The 21,895-nt window shown below is 59.6% G+C and carries 21 protein-coding genes; 4 read left to right on the forward strand and 17 right to left on the reverse strand.

Translation table 11 applies throughout. From position 1 onward, the window contains the following. The first annotated feature begins 8 nt into the window (after positions 1-8). On the forward strand, positions 9-1,550 hold the full coding sequence (locus ACRY08_RS07460) for a Ppx/GppA family phosphatase (RefSeq protein WP_432449283.1): 1,542 nt from the start codon (positions 9-11) through the stop codon (positions 1,548-1,550). Positions 1,551-1,635: 85 nt separating this feature from the next. Here the strand turns inward: ACRY08_RS07460 and ACRY08_RS07465 are convergent, their stop codons facing one another. The 13 genes from ACRY08_RS07465 to ACRY08_RS07525 form a co-directional block, all read right to left on the reverse strand. Beyond that, the gene (locus tag ACRY08_RS07465; protein WP_432449284.1) at positions 1,636-1,977 is read right to left on the reverse strand and encodes a hypothetical protein; all 342 of its coding nucleotides are present in this window, start codon (positions 1,975-1,977) and stop codon (positions 1,636-1,638) included. 36 nt (positions 1,978-2,013) lie between these two features. Further along, on the reverse strand, positions 2,014-3,039 hold the full coding sequence (locus tag ACRY08_RS07470; RefSeq protein WP_432449285.1) for an endonuclease/exonuclease/phosphatase family protein: 1,026 nt from the start codon (positions 3,037-3,039) through the stop codon (positions 2,014-2,016). Continuing rightward, positions 3,039-3,719 carry a TerB family tellurite resistance protein gene (locus ACRY08_RS07475; RefSeq protein ID WP_432449286.1) on the reverse strand — a complete coding sequence of 227 codons (681 nt, stop codon included), beginning with the start codon at positions 3,717-3,719 and terminating at the stop codon, positions 3,039-3,041. Before ACRY08_RS07475 ends, ACRY08_RS07470 begins: the two co-directional genes overlap by 1 nt. A 30-nt stretch (positions 3,720-3,749) precedes the next feature. Then, complete coding sequence (locus ACRY08_RS07480) at positions 3,750-4,223, reverse strand: GNAT family N-acetyltransferase (protein ID WP_432449614.1); 474 nt, start codon at positions 4,221-4,223, stop codon at positions 3,750-3,752. Continuing rightward, positions 4,223-4,837, reverse strand: a complete 615-nt coding sequence (locus ACRY08_RS07485) for a VOC family protein (protein ID WP_432449287.1) — start codon at positions 4,835-4,837, stop codon at positions 4,223-4,225. The genes ACRY08_RS07480 and ACRY08_RS07485 overlap by 1 nt, the downstream gene beginning before the upstream one ends. A 68-nt stretch (positions 4,838-4,905) precedes the next feature. Then, positions 4,906-7,032 (reverse strand): methylmalonyl-CoA mutase, encoded by a 2,127-nt coding sequence (gene scpA, locus ACRY08_RS07490; RefSeq protein WP_432449288.1) that lies wholly within the window; start codon positions 7,030-7,032, stop codon positions 4,906-4,908. Between the two features lie 81 nt (positions 7,033-7,113). Beyond that, on the reverse strand, positions 7,114-7,629 hold the full coding sequence (locus ACRY08_RS07495) for a hypothetical protein (RefSeq protein WP_432449289.1): 516 nt from the start codon (positions 7,627-7,629) through the stop codon (positions 7,114-7,116). After that, positions 7,626-9,179 (reverse strand): hypothetical protein, encoded by a 1,554-nt coding sequence (locus ACRY08_RS07500; protein ID WP_432449290.1) that lies wholly within the window; start codon positions 9,177-9,179, stop codon positions 7,626-7,628. Before ACRY08_RS07500 ends, ACRY08_RS07495 begins: the two co-directional genes overlap by 4 nt. A 2-nt stretch (positions 9,180-9,181) precedes the next feature. Then, positions 9,182-11,227: an acetyl-CoA carboxylase biotin carboxylase subunit gene (locus ACRY08_RS07505; RefSeq protein WP_432449291.1), complete on the reverse strand. Its 2,046-nt coding sequence runs from the start codon at positions 11,225-11,227 to the stop codon at positions 9,182-9,184. A 131-nt stretch (positions 11,228-11,358) separates the two neighbouring features. Further along, positions 11,359-11,565, reverse strand: a complete 207-nt coding sequence (locus ACRY08_RS07510) for a hypothetical protein (RefSeq protein WP_432449292.1) — start codon at positions 11,563-11,565, stop codon at positions 11,359-11,361. 316 nt (positions 11,566-11,881) lie between these two features. After that, positions 11,882-12,238 (reverse strand): hypothetical protein, encoded by a 357-nt coding sequence (locus tag ACRY08_RS07515; RefSeq protein ID WP_432449615.1) that lies wholly within the window; start codon positions 12,236-12,238, stop codon positions 11,882-11,884. Positions 12,239-12,252: 14 nt separating this feature from the next. Next, positions 12,253-12,750 carry a DUF6497 family protein gene (locus ACRY08_RS07520; RefSeq protein WP_432449293.1) on the reverse strand — a complete coding sequence of 166 codons (498 nt, stop codon included), beginning with the start codon at positions 12,748-12,750 and terminating at the stop codon, positions 12,253-12,255. Further along, positions 12,720-14,252 (reverse strand): acyl-CoA carboxylase subunit beta, encoded by a 1,533-nt coding sequence (locus ACRY08_RS07525; protein WP_432449294.1) that lies wholly within the window; start codon positions 14,250-14,252, stop codon positions 12,720-12,722. The genes ACRY08_RS07520 and ACRY08_RS07525 overlap by 31 nt, the downstream gene beginning before the upstream one ends. Before the next feature lie 132 nt (positions 14,253-14,384). Here ACRY08_RS07525 and ACRY08_RS07530 point away from each other — a divergent pair, with 132 nt between their 5' ends. After that, positions 14,385-15,788: a helix-turn-helix domain-containing protein gene (locus tag ACRY08_RS07530; RefSeq protein ID WP_432449295.1), complete on the forward strand. Its 1,404-nt coding sequence runs from the start codon at positions 14,385-14,387 to the stop codon at positions 15,786-15,788. Further along, positions 15,785-16,615, forward strand: a complete 831-nt coding sequence (locus ACRY08_RS07535; protein WP_432449296.1) for an alpha/beta hydrolase — start codon at positions 15,785-15,787, stop codon at positions 16,613-16,615. Before ACRY08_RS07530 ends, ACRY08_RS07535 begins: the two co-directional genes overlap by 4 nt. Before the next feature lie 51 nt (positions 16,616-16,666). Here the strand turns inward: ACRY08_RS07535 and ACRY08_RS07540 are convergent, their stop codons facing one another. The 4 genes from ACRY08_RS07540 to betI all read right to left on the reverse strand — a co-directional run bounded on the left by ACRY08_RS07540 (position 16,667) and on the right by betI (position 20,751). Then, entirely contained in the window at positions 16,667-16,906 is a 240-nt protein-coding gene (locus ACRY08_RS07540; protein ID WP_432449297.1) for a YdcH family protein, read from the reverse strand. A gap of 80 nt (positions 16,907-16,986) precedes the next feature. After that, positions 16,987-18,642: a choline dehydrogenase gene (gene betA, locus ACRY08_RS07545; RefSeq protein ID WP_432449298.1), complete on the reverse strand. Its 1,656-nt coding sequence runs from the start codon at positions 18,640-18,642 to the stop codon at positions 16,987-16,989. 22 nt (positions 18,643-18,664) lie between these two features. After that, complete coding sequence (gene betC / locus ACRY08_RS07550; protein ID WP_432449299.1) at positions 18,665-20,173, reverse strand: choline-sulfatase; 1,509 nt, start codon at positions 20,171-20,173, stop codon at positions 18,665-18,667. Next, positions 20,170-20,751, reverse strand: a complete 582-nt coding sequence (betI, locus tag ACRY08_RS07555; RefSeq protein WP_432449300.1) for a choline-binding transcriptional repressor BetI — start codon at positions 20,749-20,751, stop codon at positions 20,170-20,172. The genes betC and betI overlap by 4 nt, the downstream gene beginning before the upstream one ends. Before the next feature lie 196 nt (positions 20,752-20,947). Here betI and choX point away from each other — a divergent pair, with 196 nt between their 5' ends. After that, complete coding sequence (gene choX, locus ACRY08_RS07560) at positions 20,948-21,880, forward strand: choline ABC transporter substrate-binding protein (protein ID WP_432449301.1); 933 nt, start codon at positions 20,948-20,950, stop codon at positions 21,878-21,880. Positions 21,881-21,895: the final 15 nt, after the last annotated feature.

Raw genomic sequence — 21,895 nt, forward strand, 5'->3', positions numbered from 1 at the left:
AGATTCTCATGGACGGACGCGGCGACACCGGTGACGATTGGGGCCCTTTCGGACGCCCGCTTTTTGATGACCCTTCCGCACGCGCTTTAAGCCGCGTGGGGGTGGTTGATGTGGGGTCAAACTCGGTGCGCCTTGTGGTGTTCGATGGTGCTGCCCGCTCGCCCGCCTATTTCTTCAACGAAAAGATTCTTTGCGGTCTGGGCACTGGCCTATCTGAGACCGGCAAGCTGCACCCGGAAGGCCGTGCGCGCGCGCTGGCAGCCATCAAGCGGTTTCAGCGACTGGCAGATGGCATGCACCTTGGGCCGCTCTCGGCTGTGGCCACCGCCGCCGTGCGCGAAGCCTCTGACGGGCCGGAATTCCGCGAAGAGGTGCTGCGCGAGACCGGGCTGGATCTTTATGTGATCGACGGCGAGGAAGAGGCGCGGTTTTCCGCACAGGGCGTTTTGTTGGGCTGGCCTGAAGCACAGGGTCTGATGTGCGACATTGGTGGCTCGTCACTGGAGCTGGCGCATATTTCACAAGGCGAGGTCGGCAAACGTGTCACCTCTCCGCTTGGACCATTGAAACTGGCGGGCGTGCCCGGCGGCAAAAAGGGGCTAAAGGCCGAAATTGCCCGTGTGGTGGATGAGCTGGCCGACGAGATGGGCACGGACCACAAGCGGCTCTTTCTGGTCGGCGGTTCGTGGCGTGCCATCGCACGGCTGGACATGGAACGGCGTGGCTATCCCCTGACCGTTCTGCACGAGTACCGCATGACCCCGAAATCCCTGGCGAAAACGCTGAAGTGGATTGACGAGGTGGATCTGGATGAGGTGCGTCAACGCACCGGCACATCCGCCGCCCGAATGGCGCTGGTGCCCATTGCGGCGCTGGTTCTGAAGCGCCTCATGCGGATTTTCCGGCCAAAAGAAATCGCCGTCAGTTCCTATGGCATTCGCGAAGGGCTGCTTTACGAGCAGATGCCCGACCGGCTGCGCAAACGTGACCCGTTGATCGAGGCCTGCTATCACGCCGAAAACAAAGACGCGCGCAATCCGGGCTTTGGCAAGGCGCTGTTCAAGTTCCTGTCGCCTCTCTTCAAGTCCGTGAAACCTGAAGAGCTTCGCGTGATCCGCGCCGCCTGCCTTTTGCACGATGTCAGCTGGCGCGCACATCCAGACTATCGCCACGAAGTGTGTTTTGACAATGCGACCCGCGCCAATCTGGGCGGGCTGACCCATGAAGAACGCGTGTTTCTGGGGCTGTGTTTGTTGCATCGCTATAAAAACAGCCGCGAGGGGTCACGTTTCGAACCGCTGTTTGACATTCTGCCTGAAAAGCTTCTGCACCGGGCCGAAGTCCTGGGCAAAGCGATGCGTTTCGGCGCGATGTTCTCGGTCGAGGACCCGACAATCATGGCAGAGCTTAAGTGGTTCCCGAAAAAGCGGGAACTTGTGCTGGGGCTCTACAGAAATGCAGACGGGTTGTTTGGCGAAGTGGCCGAGAACCGGTTCCAGACACTGGCCGACGCTCTGGACGCCACCCCCATCGTAAAGAACAAACGCTAGAGCTGATCGCCAGCCGCGCGCGAAGCGCGCGGCCCCCTCCCTCCGAATGCCCTGCGCGCCAGCGCTGGGTCAAGCGGAGGGAATATCAGAGATCCGTCTCACCGTCGGCAGGCGGCTCCACCACCAGCGGCTCCCGCCGCCGAATGATAATATCGCCATTGGGCAGCACCTCCGGCGGGTAATAGACCTGCATGTCGCCAAACTTCCGGGCCAGTTCCGCCCAGCCTTTCGACCATTCCTCTGCCAAGGGCTCAACCTCGTTGGCCAAGCCCTCAAGAAGCAGACGAAAGCCTTCGCTTAGAAGTTCAGCCCCTTCGGACAACTCCGGGTTTTCGTCAGCTGCAGGTGTATCCTCGGCCGAAGAAGGCAATGCAAATGCCGCGACACAGGCCAGCGCGACTGCGCCGTGTTTAAATTTCTGTTTCATGGAACACATGTAGGCGCAACGCCAGGAATGTGAAGATCACAGCTCCAGATCAATCGATACCGGGAAATGATCCGAGGCGGTCAAAAGCGCCTCGCGCAGCGCCTCAGACCCATAACATTCCGGGTCATCAAACGGATGCCAGATACGCCATTTCGGCGCGGTTTTGGCCAGATCGGGCGAGACCATGACATAATCCAGAAGCGCCTGCAGATAGCGCCCCTCGTGCGAGAGATAGAACCGGGAGGACGTTGGTCGTGCGCCCGTGCGCCGCGACAAGGCCATGCGCGCATGCGGGTCATGCATGCAGATCGCATCCCCTTCGCCCATCACAATCTCGACGCCAGACCGGCCAAAGAGTTTTTCATATTCGTCCAGACCGGGGCCATCGTTGAAATCGCCCAGCACGATCAGCGGTTCCCCCGCCGACAGATGCTCGTCCACGCGCTGACGTATCCAGATACATTGCGCCATCTGCTTGCGCCGGTTTTCGATCGCGATGCGCATCACGTCAGCGGGGTTGCGCGCGCCATGTGGCGCCTTGGATTTCACATGCACTCCGATCAGGCGTAGTGCCTTTCCCGTCGCCCGGTGGGTCAGGTCGACCTCCAAAGGCGGTTTGGAAAACACCACCGCCTCAGCGGCTGCGTCGGTATCCAGATCAAGCTGGAAACTGGTATCAAACCGAGGCGCCGCCAGCGCATCCTCGACATCCACGGCCCCAAGCGGATCATGGCGGGCCGAAAACACATCCGGGTCGTAAAGCAGTGCGATTTCCTGCTGCGTGTCATTGGCAAAGCCAATCATCGCCTTGCGCGCGCGCAGATCAAACAGCGCGGCAAAGCGTTCCAGCGCCAGAACCGTATCACGCTGACGGCTTTGATCGGGCGCCTCGATCACCATGACCGCATCGGCATCCAGCACCTTGAACACGATGCCCGCCGCTTTCAGCTGCGCACGTCGTGTCACATCCCGGCGACGTGACCATTCATTGTCGACAAGCGGTTCGCCCTGATCGTCAAACAGCGTGTTGAACCATTCGACATTATAGGTCGCAATCCGCATCACCCCTGCCCTTCGTTGATCTCATCCCAGGCGCGGTTGACGGCAATCAGGCGCTTCTCGGCCAGTTTTACTGCCTCTTCGGGTACACCGCGGGCGATCATCCGGTCGGGGTGGCTGTCGCGCACCTCTTGCCGCCAGGCTTTGCGAATATCAGCCAAGGGCGTGTCACGGCTGACGCCGAGTACCGTGTAGGGATCTGGATGTTCATCCGGCACCATACGCGACCGTAGGGACGTAAAACGCGCCGGGTCCATACCGAAAATCTCCGAGACATGCTCCAGATAGGCATTTTCCGCCGGGTGGTATTCGCCATCCGCCAACGCGATGTGGAAAAGACCTTCCATCAAGTCACAAAGCGCCGGGTCATCGGGGCCGAACATGGCAGCAACCCGTTGGGCGTAAAGCTCAAATCCGGCCACATCCGTACGGGCGAGGTTGAAAAGACGGGCGGCGTTTTTTTCTTCCGAGCGTGGAATGGTGAACACTTCACGAAAGGCAGACACCTCGTCACGGGTCACCTGCCCATCGGCCTTGGCCATCTTGGCACCCAGTGCGATCACCGCAATTGCGAAACCCGCCGACCTCTCTGGCGGCGTTCTGAGATGCGCGAAGACATCCGACAGGCTTTCACCCTTGGCCAGCGCCGACAGCGCATCTGATATGCGGGACCAGATAGACATGCGGCAGTGTTAACGCCAAATGCCGTCGGGTCACAGGATTTTCTGCATCAATACAAGATCATGCCACCCGCCCCATTTTTGCCCGGCTTCAGGCACTCGGCCCACAAGCTGAAACCCCATGGCCGCGTGAAAGGGTTCACCCATTGGGTTTGATCCGGATACGCCGGCAATCAATGAATGAACGCCCTGCGCGCGGGCTTCGTTTTCAAGCGCCTGCATCAGTGCTCGACCAATGCCGCGCCCACGGGCCGAAGGCGCCAACATGATCGAATGCTCTTTGGTATGAGCATAGCCAACCCCCGCCCGAAACGGGCCGAAGGCTGCATAGCCCTGCACCTCGCCCGCGTCTTCGGCCACGATAAATGCATCGTGATCTTCGATGGCCTGTGCCACCTCGTCGGGTGACTTTTCAACCGCGTTGAAGGTGATCAGCGTATCACGAATGGCGAGGTTCCAAAGCGCCTGAACAGCCAGTGCGTCGGCACCTGAGGCGGGGCGGAGGATCACAGCGTCACCTGCCCATCAGGTGTTTCGATTTGTGCAGACAGCCCCGGCGCACCATCCACAACAGTGATGCGTGCATCAGCGACCAAAGGGCCAAGTGCGACGCGCAGCGCCTCGGCTTCTGGATGCGAGATGCTCAGCGAAGACAGCCGCAGCCCGTGATCGGGCAGCACGGGTGCGGGCATCTTGCCATGCCAGCTTAAGAGCCCCGGTGCGCAATTTGTAAAAGGCAGTCGCCCATCAGCGGGCACTGCCATATCCCAGCGATAGTCTCCACGCGATAGGGAAAGCTCGTCGCCGCTGCCCACGGGGGCATGCAACAATGCCCCGTGTAGATCAGGCACGCGCACCGCCCAGTTGGTCAGCCGCGCTGGCCCGGTGAAGTAATCCAGATCGAACCAGCGCGCGTGATCGGGCGCGGGTGCCTCCGGGTTCACCGCGATCACTTCCAGATAAAGGTCAGGGCCAAGCGACAAAAGCGCATTGTGGGTGCCCATGAGCGGATGGTCTCCTCCCTCCGTCATGGGCACCGCCAGCAGGTCCTCGATATACGCAATCCCTTCGGAAAGGGATGCGGAGGACACCACAAGGTGATCCAATTCTCCCAGAGCCATCTTGGTCTCCCTTATGCTCTGGGATTGAGGCTGGCGGGAAACGCCGCCAGCCGCAAGTGTTTTCGGCTTTAGGCGCGCGCTTCGCGCACCAGTTTCAGAATGTCCTGAGCCGCTTCGGGGATGTTCGTGCCCGGTCCAAAGATGGCTTTCACACCATTTTCATAAAGGAAATCATAATCCTGCTGCGGGATGACCCCACCACAAATCACGATGATATCCTCGGCGCCCTGCTCTTTCAGAGCCTGCACCAACTGCGGGGCCAGCGTCTTGTGGCCAGCCGCCTGCGAGGAGATGCCCACGATATGCACGTCATTGTCGATGGCGTCCTGCGCGGCTTCGTCCGGGGTCTGGAACAGCGGGCCTACGTCGACGTCAAAACCGATGTCCGCAAAGGCGGTGGCGATGACCTTGGCACCACGGTCGTGACCGTCCTGCCCCATCTTCACCACCAACATACGCGGGCGACGGCCTTCGGCATCGGCAAAATCTTCGACCGATTTTTGAATGGCGGCAAAACCTTCGTCGCCTTCGTAGGCCGCGCCATAGACACCAGCCAGCGTTTTCACCTCGGCGCGGTGGCGGCCGAATTCGTCTTCCATAGCCATGGAAATCTCTCCTACGGATGCGCGGGCGCGGGCGGCTTCAACGGCGGCCTCCAGAAGGTTGCCACCTTCCTTGGCACGGCGGGTCAGTTCGGCCAAGGCGGCCTCGCAGGCAGCTGCGTCGCGGGTTGCGCGGATGTTTTCAAGGCGGGCGATCTGGCTGTCACGCACGGCCATATTGTCCACGTCGAGGATTTCGATCTCGTCCTCTTCCGCCAGCTTGTATTTGTTCACGCCAACGATGACCTCGTCACCTTTGTCGATCATGGCCTGACGCTTGGCAGCGGATTCCTCGATGCGCAGTTTCGGCATACCCGAGGCCACAGCCTTGGTCATCCCGCCCATGCTTTCGACCTCTTCCATCAGCTCCCAAGCCTTGTTGATCAGCTCGTCGGTCAGGCTTTCCACATAGTAGGAACCCGCCAGCGGATCGACCACATTGGTCACGCCGGTTTCTTCCTGCAGGATGATCTGGGTGTTGCGCGCGATACGGGCCGAGAAGTCGGTGGGCAGCGCGATGGCTTCGTCCAGTGCGTTGGTGTGCAGCGACTGGGTGCCACCAAGGGCCGCCGACATCGCCTCGTATGCGGTACGGATCACGTTGTTATAGGGGTCTTGTTCCTGCAAGCTAACGCCCGAAGTTTGGCAGTGGGTGCGCAGCATTTTCGACCGTTCCGACTTGGCGCCAAACTCGGTCATCACGCGGTGCCACAGGGTGCGCGCGGCGCGCAATTTCGCGGCTTCCATGAAGAAGTTCATGCCGATGGCAAAGAAGAAGGACAGGCGGCCTGCGAATTTGTCCACGTCCATGCCAGCCTCGATGGCGGCGCGCACATATTCGCGACCGTCAGCCAGCGTATAGGCCAGTTCCTGCACGAGGTTCGCACCGGCTTCCTGCATGTGGTAGCCGGAGATGGAGATCGAGTTGAACTTCGGCATCTCATTCGAGGTGTATTCGATGATATCCGAGATGATCTTCATCGACGGTTCTGGCGGGTAAATATAGGTGTTGCGCACCATGAACTCTTTCAGAATGTCGTTCTGAATGGTGCCTGCCAGCAGCGATTTGTCGTGCCCCTGCTCTTCACCGGCAACGATGAAGTTGGCAAGGATCGGAATGACCGCGCCGTTCATGGTCATCGAGACCGAGACCTTATCGAGCGGAATGCCGTCAAAGAGGATCTTCATGTCCTCAACGCTATCAATCGCCACACCAGCCTTGCCGACATCACCAACCACACGCGGGTGATCCGAGTCGTAGCCACGGTGCGTGGCAAGGTCGAAAGCAACCGAGACACCCTGCTGACCGGCGGCCAGATTGCGGCGGTAAAACGCATTCGACTCCTCGGCGGTCGAAAAGCCAGCATATTGACGGATCGTCCACGGACGGCCCGCATACATGGTCGCTTTCACGCCACGGGTGAAGGGACCAAAGCCCGGCAAGGTGCCCATATGGTCCAGATCCGCCGTGTCGTCTGCCGTGTAAAGCGGCTTCACGTCGATGCCTTCCAGCGTGTTCCAGGTCAGGTCATCAAGGGCACGGCCGCGCAGTTCTTTCTCGGCCAGCTCTTTCCAGTTCTTCGTGTCGCTCATCACGTCATCCTCTTCGTCATGCCTTGCCCGATTGGGTCGGGCGGGTCGGGGCGCCCATGTCGGGCAGGTTCGGTTGCGCCGTCAGATTGGGTCTCCGGCGGCAAAAAATAGTTTGCGCTCAAGGGGATCGATCACGATCAACCCGGAAAGTGCACGGTCATAGGCCAAAAGCGCGCCGGGGCGGGTCATGGCAAATTTCAAACCCCGGCTGATCGCGGGGGTGATGCAGGGTTCCACCTGAGCGGCTGCGGCCAGCGCTTGTTGCCCCAACATCCCGCTGGGCGTGGCCAAGAGCGCATCGGTGATCTGATGAGGCGATTTTCCAGAAATGCGCAGGCCCGCCAGTCCGGTGGCGACATAGGTGTCTTGCGCCTCTTCCAGACTGTCAAATAGCGGGAAATCCGGGCGGGGATCATTTTGATCGGCGCGAAAAACGGCTGCGGTGCAGGTCAGTTTGCTTTCGAAATAAAGCGTATCGCCAATGTGGAACTGGTCTTCAAGACCTGCGCGCAAAGCGGCCTCGCCATGCAAGGCGCAGCCGATCAAGGCCGCAACACCTGCCAAGGCTGCAAGGGGATATGCGCGCGCGTGCCTCATTCGGTATCCGTAACGACCTGCAATTCAACCGCCCCCACCGCATGCGGGATATAGGCGGCGAAAGCCTCGCGCAGTGCAGGTGCTGTTTCAGGGCTGGTCGCATAGTAGCTGACCGTCCGGTCGCCCAGAAATCCAGCATAGCCGGTATATTTCAGCTCGCCGATTTTGACCCAATCGGCACTGCCACCGTCTTTCAGCCATTTGTCATAGATGATCACCAGCCCGATGCCCGCATCCTTGACCATCTCAGCCGCCCAACCCGGATAGGGATTATCAAGACGTGTGGTCAGCGCGCGATATGACGCCAGCCCCCACAGGTCCAGCACCTGATTGGGGTTGCCCCAGGACACATGTCCCAGATCATTCACGGCCACATCGCCCTTGTAGTGGTCCTTGACGAACCGCGCCATGTTCTGGTGCTGTGCCTGAATGCCCAAGGGGCCATACACGCCGAGTTTCAGCGCGTAGCTCGCATAGTTGAACGCCAGAAATCCCATGCCCGCCACCAGGACCATACGCCCCGATCGCAGGGTGTCTTCGCGAAAAAAGGCGATCAGCAAAAGGCCGAAGACGAAGGTGAGCATGTAAAGCTCGTACCGTTCGAACCAGCCGAACTGCCCCAACAGCATATGACCGGAACCGGCAAAGATGGCCGCCAGCAAAAGCCCGCGTGCCTCGGCGGTGCCAGCCATGCGGCGCGCCAGCAGCAGGACGGCCATGATGATCGCGATCAGCAGCACAATCGCCGGGTTGTTTTGCAACTGGACCAGCACTTTGATCGGCAGCTCAAGCAAGGCAAAGCGTTCATTGCCATTGGTGCCCGCCAGTTTCGCCATGACTGAATTGGGCAAGGGTTTCAGGCCCAGCGACACAAGGAACCCCATGAACAGCCCAACCGGCACCAAGGCGGCCGCGAAAAGCCCAAGCCCCAAAGCCCAGCGCCCTGTCATGCCCAGCGCAAGTGCTGCACCACCGGTGACGGCCAGACCTTCGAAACGGATCATCGGGCCCAGCACCATGCCAGCCACCAACAGCCAGCTCAACCGATCCTCGTCAAAGCGAATTTGCAGCCCACGAAGTACCGCAAGGCTTGCGAGGATATGCAGCATATGCTCCATCGCGACGAAAGCGGCACCGTAGAAATTGAAGGCAAACAGCCCCAGAAGCGTCAGGCCAACCGCCCAACGCGTATCAGAAACCGCCGTGACGACAATCCGCGCCCACAGCCAAGCCGCGGCCACCATTGCCGCGACATTCCAAAAGAGCGGCAACCAGATTTGCGCGGGCGCACCGGCAAAGGGCAGAAGCAGAAACGGGTAAATCGGCGAAGAGGCCGCCGAGGTGAACTCGCCCGGATTGACGCCATAGCCCCCTGCCGCGATCTGTTCGGCCACGGCCATGTGAATATAGACGTCATCCAGCGGAAATTCGAAGCTGCCGGTCTTGGACAAGGCCAGCAGCTGATAAATCGCATAAACCGCCACGCTCACCACCACTGAAAGAACTGGGCAGAGCGCACGAAGGCGCGAGAGCGTGGCGGTTTGGGTCATTGTTATTCGAACTCCATGATCACTTCATCAACGGCAAGGCTGTCGCCTGCGGTCGCGTTGATCTTGGAGACAACACCCTTTTTCTCGGCGCGCAAGATGTTTTCCATCTTCATCGCCTCGATGGTGCACAGCGCCTGGCCTTCCTGCACCTCGGTGCCGACCTCGACGTCGACTTTCACCACCAGACCCGGCATCGGGCACAGCAGCATTTTCGAAGTGTCGGGCGGCAGTTTTTCCGGCATCAAACGGGCCAGCTCGGCCTGACGCGGCGTGCGCACATGCACTTTCAGGTCGGCCCCGCGGCTTCGCATACGGAAGCCTCCGGTGATCTTGTCGACCTTCAGAACCAGCTTCTTGCCGCCAACTTTCAGCGTGGCAAGGCTGTCACCCGGCGTCCAATCCGAGGTCACGCGCAGTTTTGATCCATCGTCAAACTTGATGGTCGAGCCTTTCTTGTCGGCCTTGATCTTCACTGCGAACTCTTCGCCCTGCAGGGCCACGTTCCAATGCTTGCCCACTTTGCGTTCGTGGTTGTCCATACGGCCCGAGATACGCGTGCGGCGGATTTCGGCCACGCGATACATGGCGGCGGCGGCAGCCGCGATGCGCTTCAGCGCCTTCCCTGGCAGTTCGACACCTTCAAACCCGTCGGGATACTGCTCTTCAATAAAGGCCGTGGTCATGTCGCCCTTCATGAAGATCGGGTGATCCATCACGGCGGCCACGAAGGGCAGGTTGTGTCCGATGCCTTCCAGCTCGAACCCGTCCAGCGCGTTGCGCATGGCTTCGATGGCTTCGTCACGGGTCGGGGCCCATGTGCAAAGCTTGGCGATCATCGGGTCGTAATACATCGAGATCTCGCCACCGTCATAAACACCGGTGTCATTGCGTACGGCGGTCTCGCCCACTGACGCCTCGTCAGCCCATTTATCATTTTCCAGCATCGGGCCAGCGGCCACTTCTGCAGGCGGGTGGTAACGGGTCAGACGCCCGATCGAGGGCAGAAAGTTGCGATAAGGATCTTCCGCGTAAACGCGGTTCTCAATCGCCCAGCCCGTCAAGGTCACGTCTTTTTGCTTAAGCGCCAGCTTCTCGCCAGCCGCCACACGGATCATCTGTTCCACAAGGTCCACGCCGGTGATCAGCTCGGTCACAGGGTGTTCCACCTGCAGGCGGGTGTTCATTTCAAGGAAATAGAAGTTCCGGTCGCCATCGACGATGAACTCCACGGTCCCTGCCGAGGCGTAATCCACCGCCTGCGCCAGCGCCACGGCCTGCTCGCCCATGGCTTTGCGGGTGGCTTCGTCCAGGAAGGGGCTTGGTGCTTCTTCAACAACCTTCTGGTTGCGGCGCTGGATCGAGCATTCACGCTCGCCCAGGTAAATGCCGTTGCCATGGCTGTCGCAAAGCACCTGAATTTCGATGTGGCGCGGCTGGGTCACGAATTTCTCGATGAAGATACGGTCGTCGCCAAAGCTATTGGCGGCCTCGTTCTTCGAGGACTGGAAACCTTCGCGCGCTTCTTCGTCATTCCACGCGATCCGCATACCTTTACCGCCGCCACCGGCGGAGGCTTTGATCATCACCGGGTAACCGATCTCGTTCGAGATCTTCACTGCCTCGTCAGCGTCCTCGATCAGGCCCATATAGCCCGGCACGGTCGACACTTCGGCGTCCTGTGCAATCTTCTTCGAGGTGATCTTGTCGCCCATCGCTTCGATCGCGCCTTTGGGCGGCCCGATGAAGGCAACGCCAGCAGCTTCCAGCGCTTCGGCGAATTTCGAGTTTTCCGACAGGAAGCCATAACCGGGGTGCACAGCCTCGGCGCCGGTTTCCTTGATCGCCTGCATCACCTTGTCGATGACGATATAGGACTGGTTTGCCGGGGGCGGGCCGATATGAACGGCCTCGTCCGCCATCTTCACATGAAGCGCATTGCGGTCGGCATCCGAATAAATGGCAACCGTCTTGATGCCCATCTTGCGGGCGGTCTTGATCACACGGCAGGCGATCTCGCCTCGGTTAGCAATCAGGATCTTTTTGAACATGTCCTGTCCTTTCGGTTCATGTGAGGGCGCGATGGGCAGAACCACCACGCGAATTGGCATAGAAAAGCCCGCCGGAACGCTGTCCAGCAGGCTGATGATCAGGTGAAACGCCGCAGATCGCGGCGGTGAAATCAGTTACAGATGCGCATGCCGACATCGTCGCAAAGCGCACCCGCGCCCGCGCCGATGACCGCGCCTGTAAGAAGGTTGCCGCTGGTTGCTTTCGCAACGACGGCACCGGTTGCCGCGCCAAGCCCGGCGCGGTGAAGGTCATTCCACTGGCATCCCGCCAGCATCGCAAGGGCAAACGCCCCCGCAAGGATTTTGCTGAACTGCATCTTGTGCTGCCTCTGTTTGTTTTATTATTGGCAGCTATTTTGCCCGAATTTGCCTTTTTTCCAAGGGAAAACCGCAGCCCGTTGTCAGATGACCCGGTGCTTGTGGCAAAAAAGGGCCCCGGTCCAGACGCAAGCGCCTGAGACCGGGAAGAAGAAGGGGAAGGGTAATGGTTTTGACAAACCATTGCAGAAAACGGGGATATGTTCTCTGCATGGGACAGAGATTGGCATGCCGCCCCCCTTTCGCAAGGGGCACCCGCGTCAAGACCCCAAACATGGGCCGGAAATTGCTCATGCAGGAAGGGGGCGGGCGAATTCATGCCGATTCCTCGCCGAAAATATCCGGAAAAGCCGCGCGGGCGCGGGCTTCGTTGATCACCAGCTTGGCTTCGTAGTCTTCCGGGTCAAACGGGTCTTCAGCCGCCTCGACTTCGCGTTCAAAGAACCACGACAGCCGGCCGGCATCCAGATTGCCGCGCTCAAAAGGCTGGTCGCCAAAATAATCCCACAGCGCCTGCATAAAGCCCGCATCCGCCCGCCGATCCGCGGGTTTGCGATCCGCATAGCGTTCACGCGCCACCAGTTTCGTGGCGCCGTCTTTGTTGGCGCGACGAATGGTGAACTGAAAGTCGGTTCCGGTCAGACGACCAGGAAACCCTTTGTGTTTCAACATATAGGGCAATGCCATCAGAACCCCTCCCAGATGCACAACCCGTCTTCGGGGCGGTAGGCTTCGAAAAACTGCGTGGCTTCGGGATCAGCGATGCCATGTACCGTCGGGCGATCCGCCAGCACGATGATGATCTGGTCGGGCATTTCGCCCGGCGCGACGTGAATTTGGGGCAAGACGTAATCCTGACAGATCACGACCATATCCTCTTCCGCCTGCATGAAGGCCACAGACCCGTCGGAACGCGCAATACCCGGTGCCAGAAAGCGATACCGTACTGCCGTGCCAACCGCGCTGTCTTCACCGCGAATGATGTCCATGAAAGACACGGACTGACCAGACGGGACAGTGATCTGAAAATCGGGATCCCAGCCTTCATCCCGCGCCTGCGCCGCCCCCGGCAAAGCAGGGATCAGGGTGGCGGCGGCAGCCACCACCCCAATCAGGCCACGAAGGCCCTGATATCCCGCCGTGCGACCCATGATCACAGCGGGATGTTGTCGTGCTTTTTCCACGGGTTCTGCAGTTTCTTGCCCCGAAGCGAGGCAAAGGCACGGCAGATCCGACGGCGCGAGGAGCGCGGCTGGATGACCTCGTCGATGAAGCCGCGTTCGGCCGCCACAAACGGATTGGCAAAACGGTCTTCATAGTCCTGCGTACGCTGCGCGATTTTCTCAGGCTGATCCAGTTCCGAACGATACAGAATCTCGGTCGCGCCCTTGGCACCCATCACTGCGATTTCCGCGGTTGGCCAGGCGTAGTTGAAGTCGCCGCGCAGGTGCTTGGACGCCATCACGTCATAGGCACCGCCATAGGCTTTGCGGGTGATCAGCGTGACCTTCGGCACGGTGGCTTCACCATAAGCAAACAAGAGCTTCGCGCCGTGCTTGATCACGCCGCCATATTCCTGGCTGGTGCCCGGCAGGAAGCCCGGCACGTCAACCAGCGTCAGGATCGGAATTTCAAACGCATCACAGAAGCGGACGAAACGGGCCGCTTTGCGCGAGCTGTCGATGTCCAGACAGCCAGCCAGCACCATCGGTTGGTTGGCCACAACACCCACGGTCTGGCCTTCAAGGCGCACGAAACCGGTGATGATGTTCTTGGCGTAATCTTCCTGAATCTCGTAGAAATCGCCTTCATCCGCCAGCTTCACGATCAGCTCTTTCATATCGTAAGGCGTGTTGGGATTGTCGGGCACCAGCGTGTCCAGGCTGTCCTCGACACGGGCGGGATCGTCAAAGAAGGGACGCACCGGGGCCTTGTCGCGGTTGTTCAGCGGCAAAAGGTCCACAAGGCGACGCACTTCGGTCAGCGCCTCCACGTCATTTTCAAAGGCCCCATCGGCGACCGAGGACTTCTTGGTGTGAGTCGAGGCGCCGCCAAGCTCCTCTGCCGTCACGACCTCGTTGGTCACGGTTTTCACCACGTCAGGCCCGGTCACGAACATGTAAGAGCTGTCCTTCACCATGAAGATGAAGTCGGTCATGGCGGGCGAATAAACCGCGCCACCGGCACAGGGGCCCATGATCACGCTGATCTGCGGCACCACGCCCGAGGCCATGATGTTGCGCTGGAACACTTCGGCGTACCCGGCAAGCGAGGCCACGCCTTCCTGAATACGCGCGCCACCGGAATCGTTGATGCCAATCACGGGCGCGCCGTTTTGCATCGCCATGTCCATGATCTTGCAGATCTTTTCGGCATGTGTTTCCGACAGCGACCCACCAAATACGGTGAAGTCCTGCGAGAACACATAGACAAGACGTCCGTTGATGGTCCCCCATCCGGTGATCACACCATCGCCAGCAGGCTTGTCGGCTTCCATGCCGAACTCGGTGCAGCGGTGGGCTTTGAACATGTCGAACTCTTCAAACGAGTCCTCGTCGAGCAACAGCTCCACACGCTCACGCGCGGTCAGTTTGCCCTTCTTATGCTGACTGTCGATCCGACGCTGACCGCCCCCAAGGCGGGCTTTCTCACGGCGGTCTTCAAGTTCCTGCAGGATATCTTTCATCTGGCGGCACTCCTTGATTTCAAGGCAAACTAGCGGGATGTGCGCCAACCCGAAAGCAAAAAGGGGCGAATTTGCAAAATTAATGCAAGTATGATACTGCAAATTGCAAATATGCGAAGAGGGAGGCGCGCGATGGCGACCCAGAAACTCTATGCCGGCGTGAAGCTCAGGGAAATCCGATCACGTCTGGACCTGACCCAAAAAGCTTTCGCCGAAAAGCTGGGGGTCAGCCTTCCCTATCTCAACCAGATGGAAAACAACAACCGCCCGGTCTCCACGGGTGTGGTGCTGGCCTTGGCGCAAGAGTTCGGCTTCGACGTGGCCGAACTGTCCACCGGGGATGCTGAACGGCTGGTCACCGATATGCGCGAGGCCTTCGCCGATCCGGTGTTTTCCGACATCCCGCCGCTTGCAGACCTGAGGCTGGCCGCCTCGAACGCGCCAGCCTTGGCGCACGCGCTTTTGGAACTGCATCGCGCCTATCGGTTGGGGCATGAACGCCTGGCCTCGATGGATGAAAGCCTTGGCGGAGACGACGGCCAGTCACAGGCCAGCCCATGGGACGAAGTGCGTGATTTTTTCCACTATTGCGACAACTATATCGATGCGGTTGACCGCGCAGCCGAGCATTTCGCCAACGCCGCCGCGGCACAGAAACTTGATCAGTCCAGCATGGCGGAAAACGTGCTGGCGGAACGCGGCATCACCTTGATCCGCGCCGACACGGACACCATGCGCCGCTATGATCCAGACCAACGCGCCCTGACCTTGTCGACCCGGCCACCCCGCGCCACACAACAATTTCAGCTGTTGATGCAGGTGGCACTTCTGACGCAGGACGCGCTTTTGGAAGCCACGCTGGATTTCGCGCGTTTCCAGACCGAAGAGGCACGTGCGATCGCCAAACTGGGGCTGGCCAACTACTTCGCGGGGGCCGCTCTTTTGCCCTATGAGCAGTTTCTCGCCGCCGCACATGAGACACGCCACGACCTGGAACGGCTGGCCGATCGCTTTGGCGCTTCGATCGAACAGATCGCCCATCGTCTGTCGACCCTGCAACGCCCCGGCGCGAAGGGTATCCCGTTCTTCTTTGTGCGCGTGGATCAGGCAGGAACGATCACAAAAAGACACTCGGCAACACGCCTTCAGTTTGCCCGTTTCGGGGGCGCCTGCCCCCTGTGGAATGTCCACCAAGCCTTTGAAACCCCTGGACGTTTTCTAAGACAACTTGCCCAGACCCCTGATGGGGTGCGCTATTTCTGTCTGGCCCGGAACGTGACCAAATCCGGCGGCAGTTTCGACGCGCCCGTGCGCCGCTATGCCATCGGCTTGGGATGCGAGGTCAAACATGCAGGTGCGCTGGTTTATGCCGATGATCTGGACATCTCGAACGACGCGGCTTTCGCCCCGATTGGCATCTCGTGTCGCATCTGTGAACGTCAGCTGTGTCACCAACGCTCGGTTCCTCCCCTTGAACGCAAGTTGCAAGTCGACCCATATTCACGCGGAACACTGCCTTACGAGATCAAGAGATGAACAAGTTTTTCCTACCCGCCCTGTTGGCCCTTGTGTTTACAGCCTTCGCCAACCCGGCACCTGCCCATGCGCAAAGCTTTTCCACCCTGATGGAGCAGCGCGTCTTCTACCAGTTTTCCTCCAAACGCTCGCCCGCCAGGAAGGTGCACGAGAAAATGTCCCAAAGGGGCTACAAAGGGCTGGTCCTGTGGGTCGCAAAACCCAAGCCGGGCCGTCCGACCGTTCTGTATCTGCCCGGATCGGGCGGCGACCTGAAGGTCCGCACCCGCAAGTTTCGGTTTTTCATTGCCAAGGGGTATGGCGTGGTGGCCATGGCCTATCCGGGCATGGCTGGCAGCAAGGGGGAACCCAGCCGCAAGCGCATCCAGTCGCTGGCCAACCAGCTTTACCGCGATATCGGCAAGTTCACACCGTCGAAGGATATCGTGATCATGGGTGAAAGTCTGGGCACTGGCGTCGCGCTGGAAATCGCAACCAGCAAAGCAGGGCGCGCGCGACCGCCGTCTGCGATTATCCTGCAATCGCCATACACATCGCTTGTTGATCTGACCGCAGCCAAGAACCCGGCGCTGTTGCCCTTCTTTGTCTCGCGCACCGACCTGTGGCCGTCAAAACGCACCATTCAGAAGCTGAAACTGCCCATTTTCATCATGCATGGAAAGCGCGACAAAACAGTGCCGTTCAAGATGGGGAAGACACTGTATGCGCTGTCGCCCAGCCGAAACAAGGTGCTGGCCACGCATCCGGACGCGGGGCATTCGTCGATCTGGCGCAGCGTGATCCTGAAACAGATGCACGCCTGGCTGAAAGAGATCCACGCCAAATGAAGAAGGCCGGGCAAAAATGCCCGGCCTTTTCCTGAACCTTTGTCAGGGCTGTCACGCCGTTGACAGCATCCGGTAAATTTCATCCTTCAGCGACGCCCGCTTTTTGCGCAGCTCTTCCTCGTTGAACTGATCGGTCGGTTCCACGTTGGTTTCTGCACGGTGAACAGCACGGTTCACCTCGTGGTACTCTTCACTCAGCCGCGCATAGTGAGCATCGGTGGTTTTCAGTTGGCTCATCTTCTCGGCAAATTCAGGGAATTCTTCGTGCAATTCATGCGGGGTGTTCGACATTCGCGTATTCTCCTCTGCGTCATTCGACCAGAGCTTGCGCCCGAACGCCCCGCGCCGCTTTGACAGGGATCAAAAACCGCTTATCGCTGCGCGTTTTGCCAATCGGGGTGAAGCCATGGCTCGTCATTGGCCGCAGGCAGGCGTTTGCCCAGAATATGATCTGACGCCTTTTCCCCCACCATGATCGACGGCCCGTTCAGATTGCCATTGGTGATGCGCGGAAAGACCGAGCTGTCAGCGACGCGCAGCCCGTCCACGCCGATCACCCGAAGCTCGGGATCGACCACCGCCATGGGGTCATCCGCCCGGCCCATTCGGCAGGTCCCACAGGGGTGATAGGCGCTTTCAGCGTGTTCGCGGATGAAGCTGTCGATCTCGTCATCCGTTTGCAGCGCGTTGCCCGGTTGTATCTCGAACTTCACGAAAGGCTCGAACGCAGCTTGCGAGAAGATCTCGCGCGTCAGGCGGATACAGGTGCGGAAATCTTCCCAGTCCTGATCGGTTGACATGTAGTTGAAGAAGATGCGCGGGGCCTCTTTCGGATCTGCCGACTTCAGCGTGATTTCCCCGCGCGAGGGCGAGCGCATCGGGCCGGTATGGGCTTGGAACCCGTGACCTTCCGCCGCCGCCTGCCCGTCATAGCGCACGGCAATCGGCAGGAAATGATACTGGATGTCCGGGTAATCCACGCCTGCGCGCGAGCGGATGAAGGCGGCACTTTCAAACTGGTTCGACGCCCCCAGACCGGTTTTGGTAAAGAGCCACTGCGCGCCCAGAATACCCTTCCAGATCAGGTTCCAATAGCGATACAGCGTGATCGGCTGTTTCGAGGCGTATTGCATATAAACCTCAAGGTGGTCTTGAAGATTTTGCCCGACGCCGGGACGGTCGGCCACGACCTCGATCCCGTGTTCGTTCAAATGCACCGCAGGTCCGATCCCCGACAGCATCAACAGCTTCGGCGAGTTGATCGAGCTGGCGGCGATGATCACCTCGACCTCGGCACGGATCACTTCGATCTTGCCGCCGCGTTCCACTTCGACGCCAACCGCGCGACCATCCTCGATCACGATCTTGCGGGCAAAGGCCCGGATCAGTTCGCAGTTGTCACGTTCCAAAGCCGGGCGGAGATAGGCATTCGCCGCTGACCAGCGCCGCCCCTTCCAGACGGTCTGCTCCATCGGGCCGAAGCCCTCTTGTTTCCGGCCGTTATAGTCGTCCGTGACTTCGTAGCCTGCCTGTTTCCCGGCCTCGACAAAGGCGTGGAATAGGGGGTTCTTACGCGGGCCACGGGTCACATGCAGCGGGCCATCCTTGCCGCGCCAATCCGGGTCACCGCCATGGCCGCTGTCATGCCAGCTTTCCTGTCGTTTGAAATAGGGCAACACGTCCGCGTAGGACCAGCCATCCGCGCCCGCTTCGGCCCAGTGATCGAAGTCCTTGGCATGCCCGCGCACATAGACCATGCCGTTGATCGAACTGGACCCACCCACGACTTTGCCGCGCGGCGTGACAAGGGTACGTCCCCCCAGATGCGGCTCTGGTTCCGTCTGGAAACCCCAGTCATAGAGCCCCATGTTCATCGGATAGCTCAGCGCCGCCGGCATCTGGATGAACGGCCCGGCATCGGTGCCGCCATGTTCGATCACCAATACCCGCTTGCCTGCTTCCGCCAGCCGATACGCCATTGCGCATCCTGCGCTGCCAGCGCCAACGATGATATATTCTGCTTGCATTGTCTTTCCGTTAGATCAGGGGTTACTCGCCACGGGGGAAGCGCGCGTTTTCTTCGACATTGTCGAGATTCATGTGGTTGCGCATGTAGCGTTCAGAGGCTTTGCGCAGCGGTTGGTAGTCCCACGGGAAATAAGCGCCGTTGCGCAGCGCCTCATAGACCACCCAGCGGCGCGCCTGGCTTTCGCGCACCTCACTGTCATAGGCATCCAGGTCCCAGCGGGCTTCCGACTTCGCGCGCAGCGAATTCAACGTGCCTTCATGCGCGGGATCACCGGCGAGATTGACCAGCTCATGCGGGTCAGCCTCCAGATCAAACAGCTGATCGGGGTCCAGCGCGCAGCGATTGTATTTCCACTTGCCATAGCGCAGCGACACCAGCGGCGCATAGGACGCTTCAGCTGCGTATTCCATCGCCACGGGGCTTGTGCGTTCTTCACCATTTGCCAGCGGCACGAGGCTTTCGCCATCGACCCACGGCTTCACCTCGTCCAGTGAAATTCCCGCCAAATCAGCCAAAGTGGGGGTTACATCCAGCGTCGAGACCGGCGCCTCGATCAATCCCGGCTCAAGCCCTGGCGCGCAAACCATCAAGGGCACCCGCGCAGAGCCTTCGTAGAAGTTCATCTTGAACCACAAGCCGCGCTCGCCCAGCATGTCGCCGTGGTCCGAGACAAACAGAATAATGGCCTCCTGCCGCGTGCGCTCCATCACGTCCAGCATCTCGCCGACCTTGTCGTCCAGATAGGAAATATTGGCGAAATAGGCACGGCGCGAGCGGCGGATATCTTCTTCAGTGATGTCGAAATTGCGCCAGTCATTGGCGTCGAAAATCCGCTGCGCATGCGGATCGTGATCCTCATAGGCCTTGGCCGGCACCTCGGGCAGCAGGTGCTCGCAATCCTCATAGAGATCCCAGTATTTGCGACGGGCGACATAGGGATCATGTGGGTGGGTGAAGCTGACAGTCAGGCACCACGGACGGTCATCATGGCCGCGCGCAAGGTCATAGAGCTTGGCGCAGGCGTTGTAGGCAACCTCGTCATCATACTCCATCTGGTTCGAAATCTCGGCGACCCCTGCCCCCGTGACCGACCCCATATTGTGATACCACCAGTCGATCCGTTCGCCGGGCTTGCGATAATCCGGCGTCCAGCCGAAATCAGCCGGGTAGATATCGGTGGTCAGGCGTTCCTCGAACCCATGCATCTGGTCGGGACCGACAAAGTGCATCTTACCCGACAGCGCTGTCTGATAGCCCGCGCGACGCAAGTGATGGGCATAAGTCGGAATGTCTGACGCAAATTCGGCCGCGTTGTCATAGACCTTGGTGCGACGGGGCAAGAGACCCGACATGAAGCTGGCCCGCCCCGGCGCGCACAGCGGGCTGGCCGTATAGGCGTTCTGAAACCGCACCGACCGTGCGGCCAGCTTTTTCAGATTGGGGGCATGCAGCCAATCGGCGGGACCGTCAGGGAAAAGCGTGCCATTCAGCTGGTCCACCATGATGATCAGAATATTGGGCTTACTCATTTGTGCGACTCCAAGATCACATCAAGACAGGCCAGAACCCGGTCACAGGCGCGTTTGCCCGAAGGTGTTTCCTCGCGCAGGGCGTGGCGGATATAGAGCCCGTCGATCATCGCGGCCAGCGTATCTGCGATGTCATGGGCGTCATCGCCCACCAAGGGGCGCAAATCGTGCACAAGGTTGGAATGCAGGCGGTGCTGATAGACACGCAAAAGCCGCCGCGCCCCGTCATTGCTTTGAGACAAAACATAAAAATTCAGCCATGCACTGATGACTTCCGGGCGAAAGTTGCCCGCTTCAAAGTTGGCGCGGATGATGGCCTCGACCCGGTCACGTGGCGTTTTCGCACCCAGAACAGCCGCACGCACCTGCGCGCCATAGACGGTCATGATGTGCCGCATTGCCGCCAGAAATATCTGGTCCTTGCCGCCGAAGTAGTGATGCGCCAACGCGCTGGAAACCCCTGCCCGCTTGGCAATTTGCGTGACGGTCACGTCAAGACTGCCTGCGCGCCCGATCTCGTGGATCGTGGCCTGCACCAGCGCGCCTTTGCGGATCGGCTCCATTCCAACTTTGGGCATTTCTTCCCCTCTTCATCACATGATTTTCACAGGATTGCGTTTTTTTAATTGACTCGTCAATCAATAAAAAGCACCGTCCCTTCCCAATGAATGCCGGTTCCCCCCCTCCGCTGGCTGCGATAGGGTTGGGCCGAATGGTTCGTTTGATACGGATCACCGGTCACTTGGAACCGACCAAATAACAGGGAGCTAAACTATGAACCTCAAATCCACTCTGTCCGCACTGGCGCTGTCCGCCGTTGCAACCACGGCATTTGCAGACGGTCATTGCGACAAGATCACATTCTCGGATGTAGGCTGGACCGACATCACCGCCACCACCGCCGCCACCACTGTTGTGCTGGACGCTCTGGGATATGAGACCGATATCAAGGTGCTGTCCGTGCCCGTGACCTATACCTCGCTGGCCGAGGGCGACGTGGATGTGTTCCTGGGCAACTGGATGCCGACAATGGAAGCCGACATCGCCCCTTACCGCGAAGCTGGCACCGTCGACACCGTGCGCACCAACCTTGAAGGCGCCAAATACACGCTGGCCGTGAACAAAGCAGCCGCCGATCTGGGCATCAAAGATTTCGCTGACATCGCCGCTCAGGCAGAAGCGCTGGAAGGCAAGATTTATGGCATCGAACCGGGCAATGACGGCAACCGCCTGATCCAGTCGATGATTGATGGCGACAGCTTCGGCCTGAAAGATTTCGAAGTGGCCGAAAGCTCGGAACAAGGCATGCTGGCGCAGGTCGCGCGCGCAGACAAGAAAGGCGAACCGATCGTCTTCCTTGGCTGGGAACCCCACCCGATGAACGCCAACTTCGAGATGTCCTACCTGACCGGTGGCGATGATTTCTTTGGCCCCAATCTGGGCGGCGCCGTGGTCGACACCAACACCCGTGCGGGCTATGTGACCGACTGCGCCAACACCGGCAAGCTGTTGCAAAACCTCAGCTTCTCGCTGGCTATGGAAAACGAGATCATGGGCGCAATCCTGAATGATGGTCAGGATCCGGCCGATGCCGCCAAAGCATGGCTGGCCGCCAACCCGGATGCCTTCATGGCATGGCTGGACGGTGTAACCACCAAAGATGGTGGCGACGCGGTTGCTGCTGTCAAAGCCTCGCTGGGCATGTAAACCCAGCACAAGATC

This window comes from Aliiroseovarius marinus (assembly GCF_050881025.1).
Lineage (GTDB): Bacteria > Pseudomonadota > Alphaproteobacteria > Rhodobacterales > Rhodobacteraceae > Aliiroseovarius > Aliiroseovarius marinus_A.

Excerpts from the sequence above, each read along its gene's own strand:
- ACRY08_RS07510 (WP_432449292.1), bottom strand. The coding sequence starts at position 11,565 with ATGCAGTTCAGCAAAATCCTTGCGGGGGCGTTTGCCCTTGCGATGCTG.
- ACRY08_RS07465 (WP_432449284.1), bottom strand. The coding sequence starts at position 1,977 with ATGAAACAGAAATTTAAACACGGCGCAGTCGCGCTGGCCTGTGTCGCG.
- ACRY08_RS07505 (WP_432449291.1), bottom strand. The coding sequence starts at position 11,227 with ATGTTCAAAAAGATCCTGATTGCTAACCGAGGCGAGATCGCCTGCCGT.
- ACRY08_RS07535 (WP_432449296.1), top strand. The coding sequence starts at position 15,785 with ATGAACAAGTTTTTCCTACCCGCCCTGTTGGCCCTTGTGTTTACAGCC.
- ACRY08_RS07500 (WP_432449290.1), bottom strand. The coding sequence starts at position 9,179 with ATGACCCAAACCGCCACGCTCTCGCGCCTTCGTGCGCTCTGCCCAGTT.
- ACRY08_RS07495 (WP_432449289.1), bottom strand. The coding sequence starts at position 7,629 with ATGAGGCACGCGCGCGCATATCCCCTTGCAGCCTTGGCAGGTGTTGCG.
- ACRY08_RS07530 (WP_432449295.1), top strand. The coding sequence starts at position 14,385 with ATGGCGACCCAGAAACTCTATGCCGGCGTGAAGCTCAGGGAAATCCGA.
- betA (WP_432449298.1), bottom strand. The coding sequence starts at position 18,642 with ATGCAAGCAGAATATATCATCGTTGGCGCTGGCAGCGCAGGATGCGCA.
- ACRY08_RS07525 (WP_432449294.1), bottom strand. The coding sequence starts at position 14,252 with ATGAAAGATATCCTGCAGGAACTTGAAGACCGCCGTGAGAAAGCCCGC.
- ACRY08_RS07485 (WP_432449287.1), bottom strand. The coding sequence starts at position 4,837 with ATGGCTCTGGGAGAATTGGATCACCTTGTGGTGTCCTCCGCATCCCTT.
- scpA (WP_432449288.1), bottom strand. The coding sequence starts at position 7,032 with ATGAGCGACACGAAGAACTGGAAAGAGCTGGCCGAGAAAGAACTGCGC.
- ACRY08_RS07470 (WP_432449285.1), bottom strand. The coding sequence starts at position 3,039 with ATGCGGATTGCGACCTATAATGTCGAATGGTTCAACACGCTGTTTGAC.
- betC (WP_432449299.1), bottom strand. The coding sequence starts at position 20,173 with ATGAGTAAGCCCAATATTCTGATCATCATGGTGGACCAGCTGAATGGC.
- ACRY08_RS07460 (WP_432449283.1), top strand. The coding sequence starts at position 9 with ATGGACGGACGCGGCGACACCGGTGACGATTGGGGCCCTTTCGGACGC.
- ACRY08_RS07540 (WP_432449297.1), bottom strand. The coding sequence starts at position 16,906 with ATGTCGAACACCCCGCATGAATTGCACGAAGAATTCCCTGAATTTGCC.
- betI (WP_432449300.1), bottom strand. The coding sequence starts at position 20,751 with ATGCCCAAAGTTGGAATGGAGCCGATCCGCAAAGGCGCGCTGGTGCAG.
- ACRY08_RS07475 (WP_432449286.1), bottom strand. The coding sequence starts at position 3,719 with ATGTCTATCTGGTCCCGCATATCAGATGCGCTGTCGGCGCTGGCCAAG.
- choX (WP_432449301.1), top strand. The coding sequence starts at position 20,948 with ATGAACCTCAAATCCACTCTGTCCGCACTGGCGCTGTCCGCCGTTGCA.
- ACRY08_RS07515 (WP_432449615.1), bottom strand. The coding sequence starts at position 12,238 with ATGTTGAAACACAAAGGGTTTCCTGGTCGTCTGACCGGAACCGACTTT.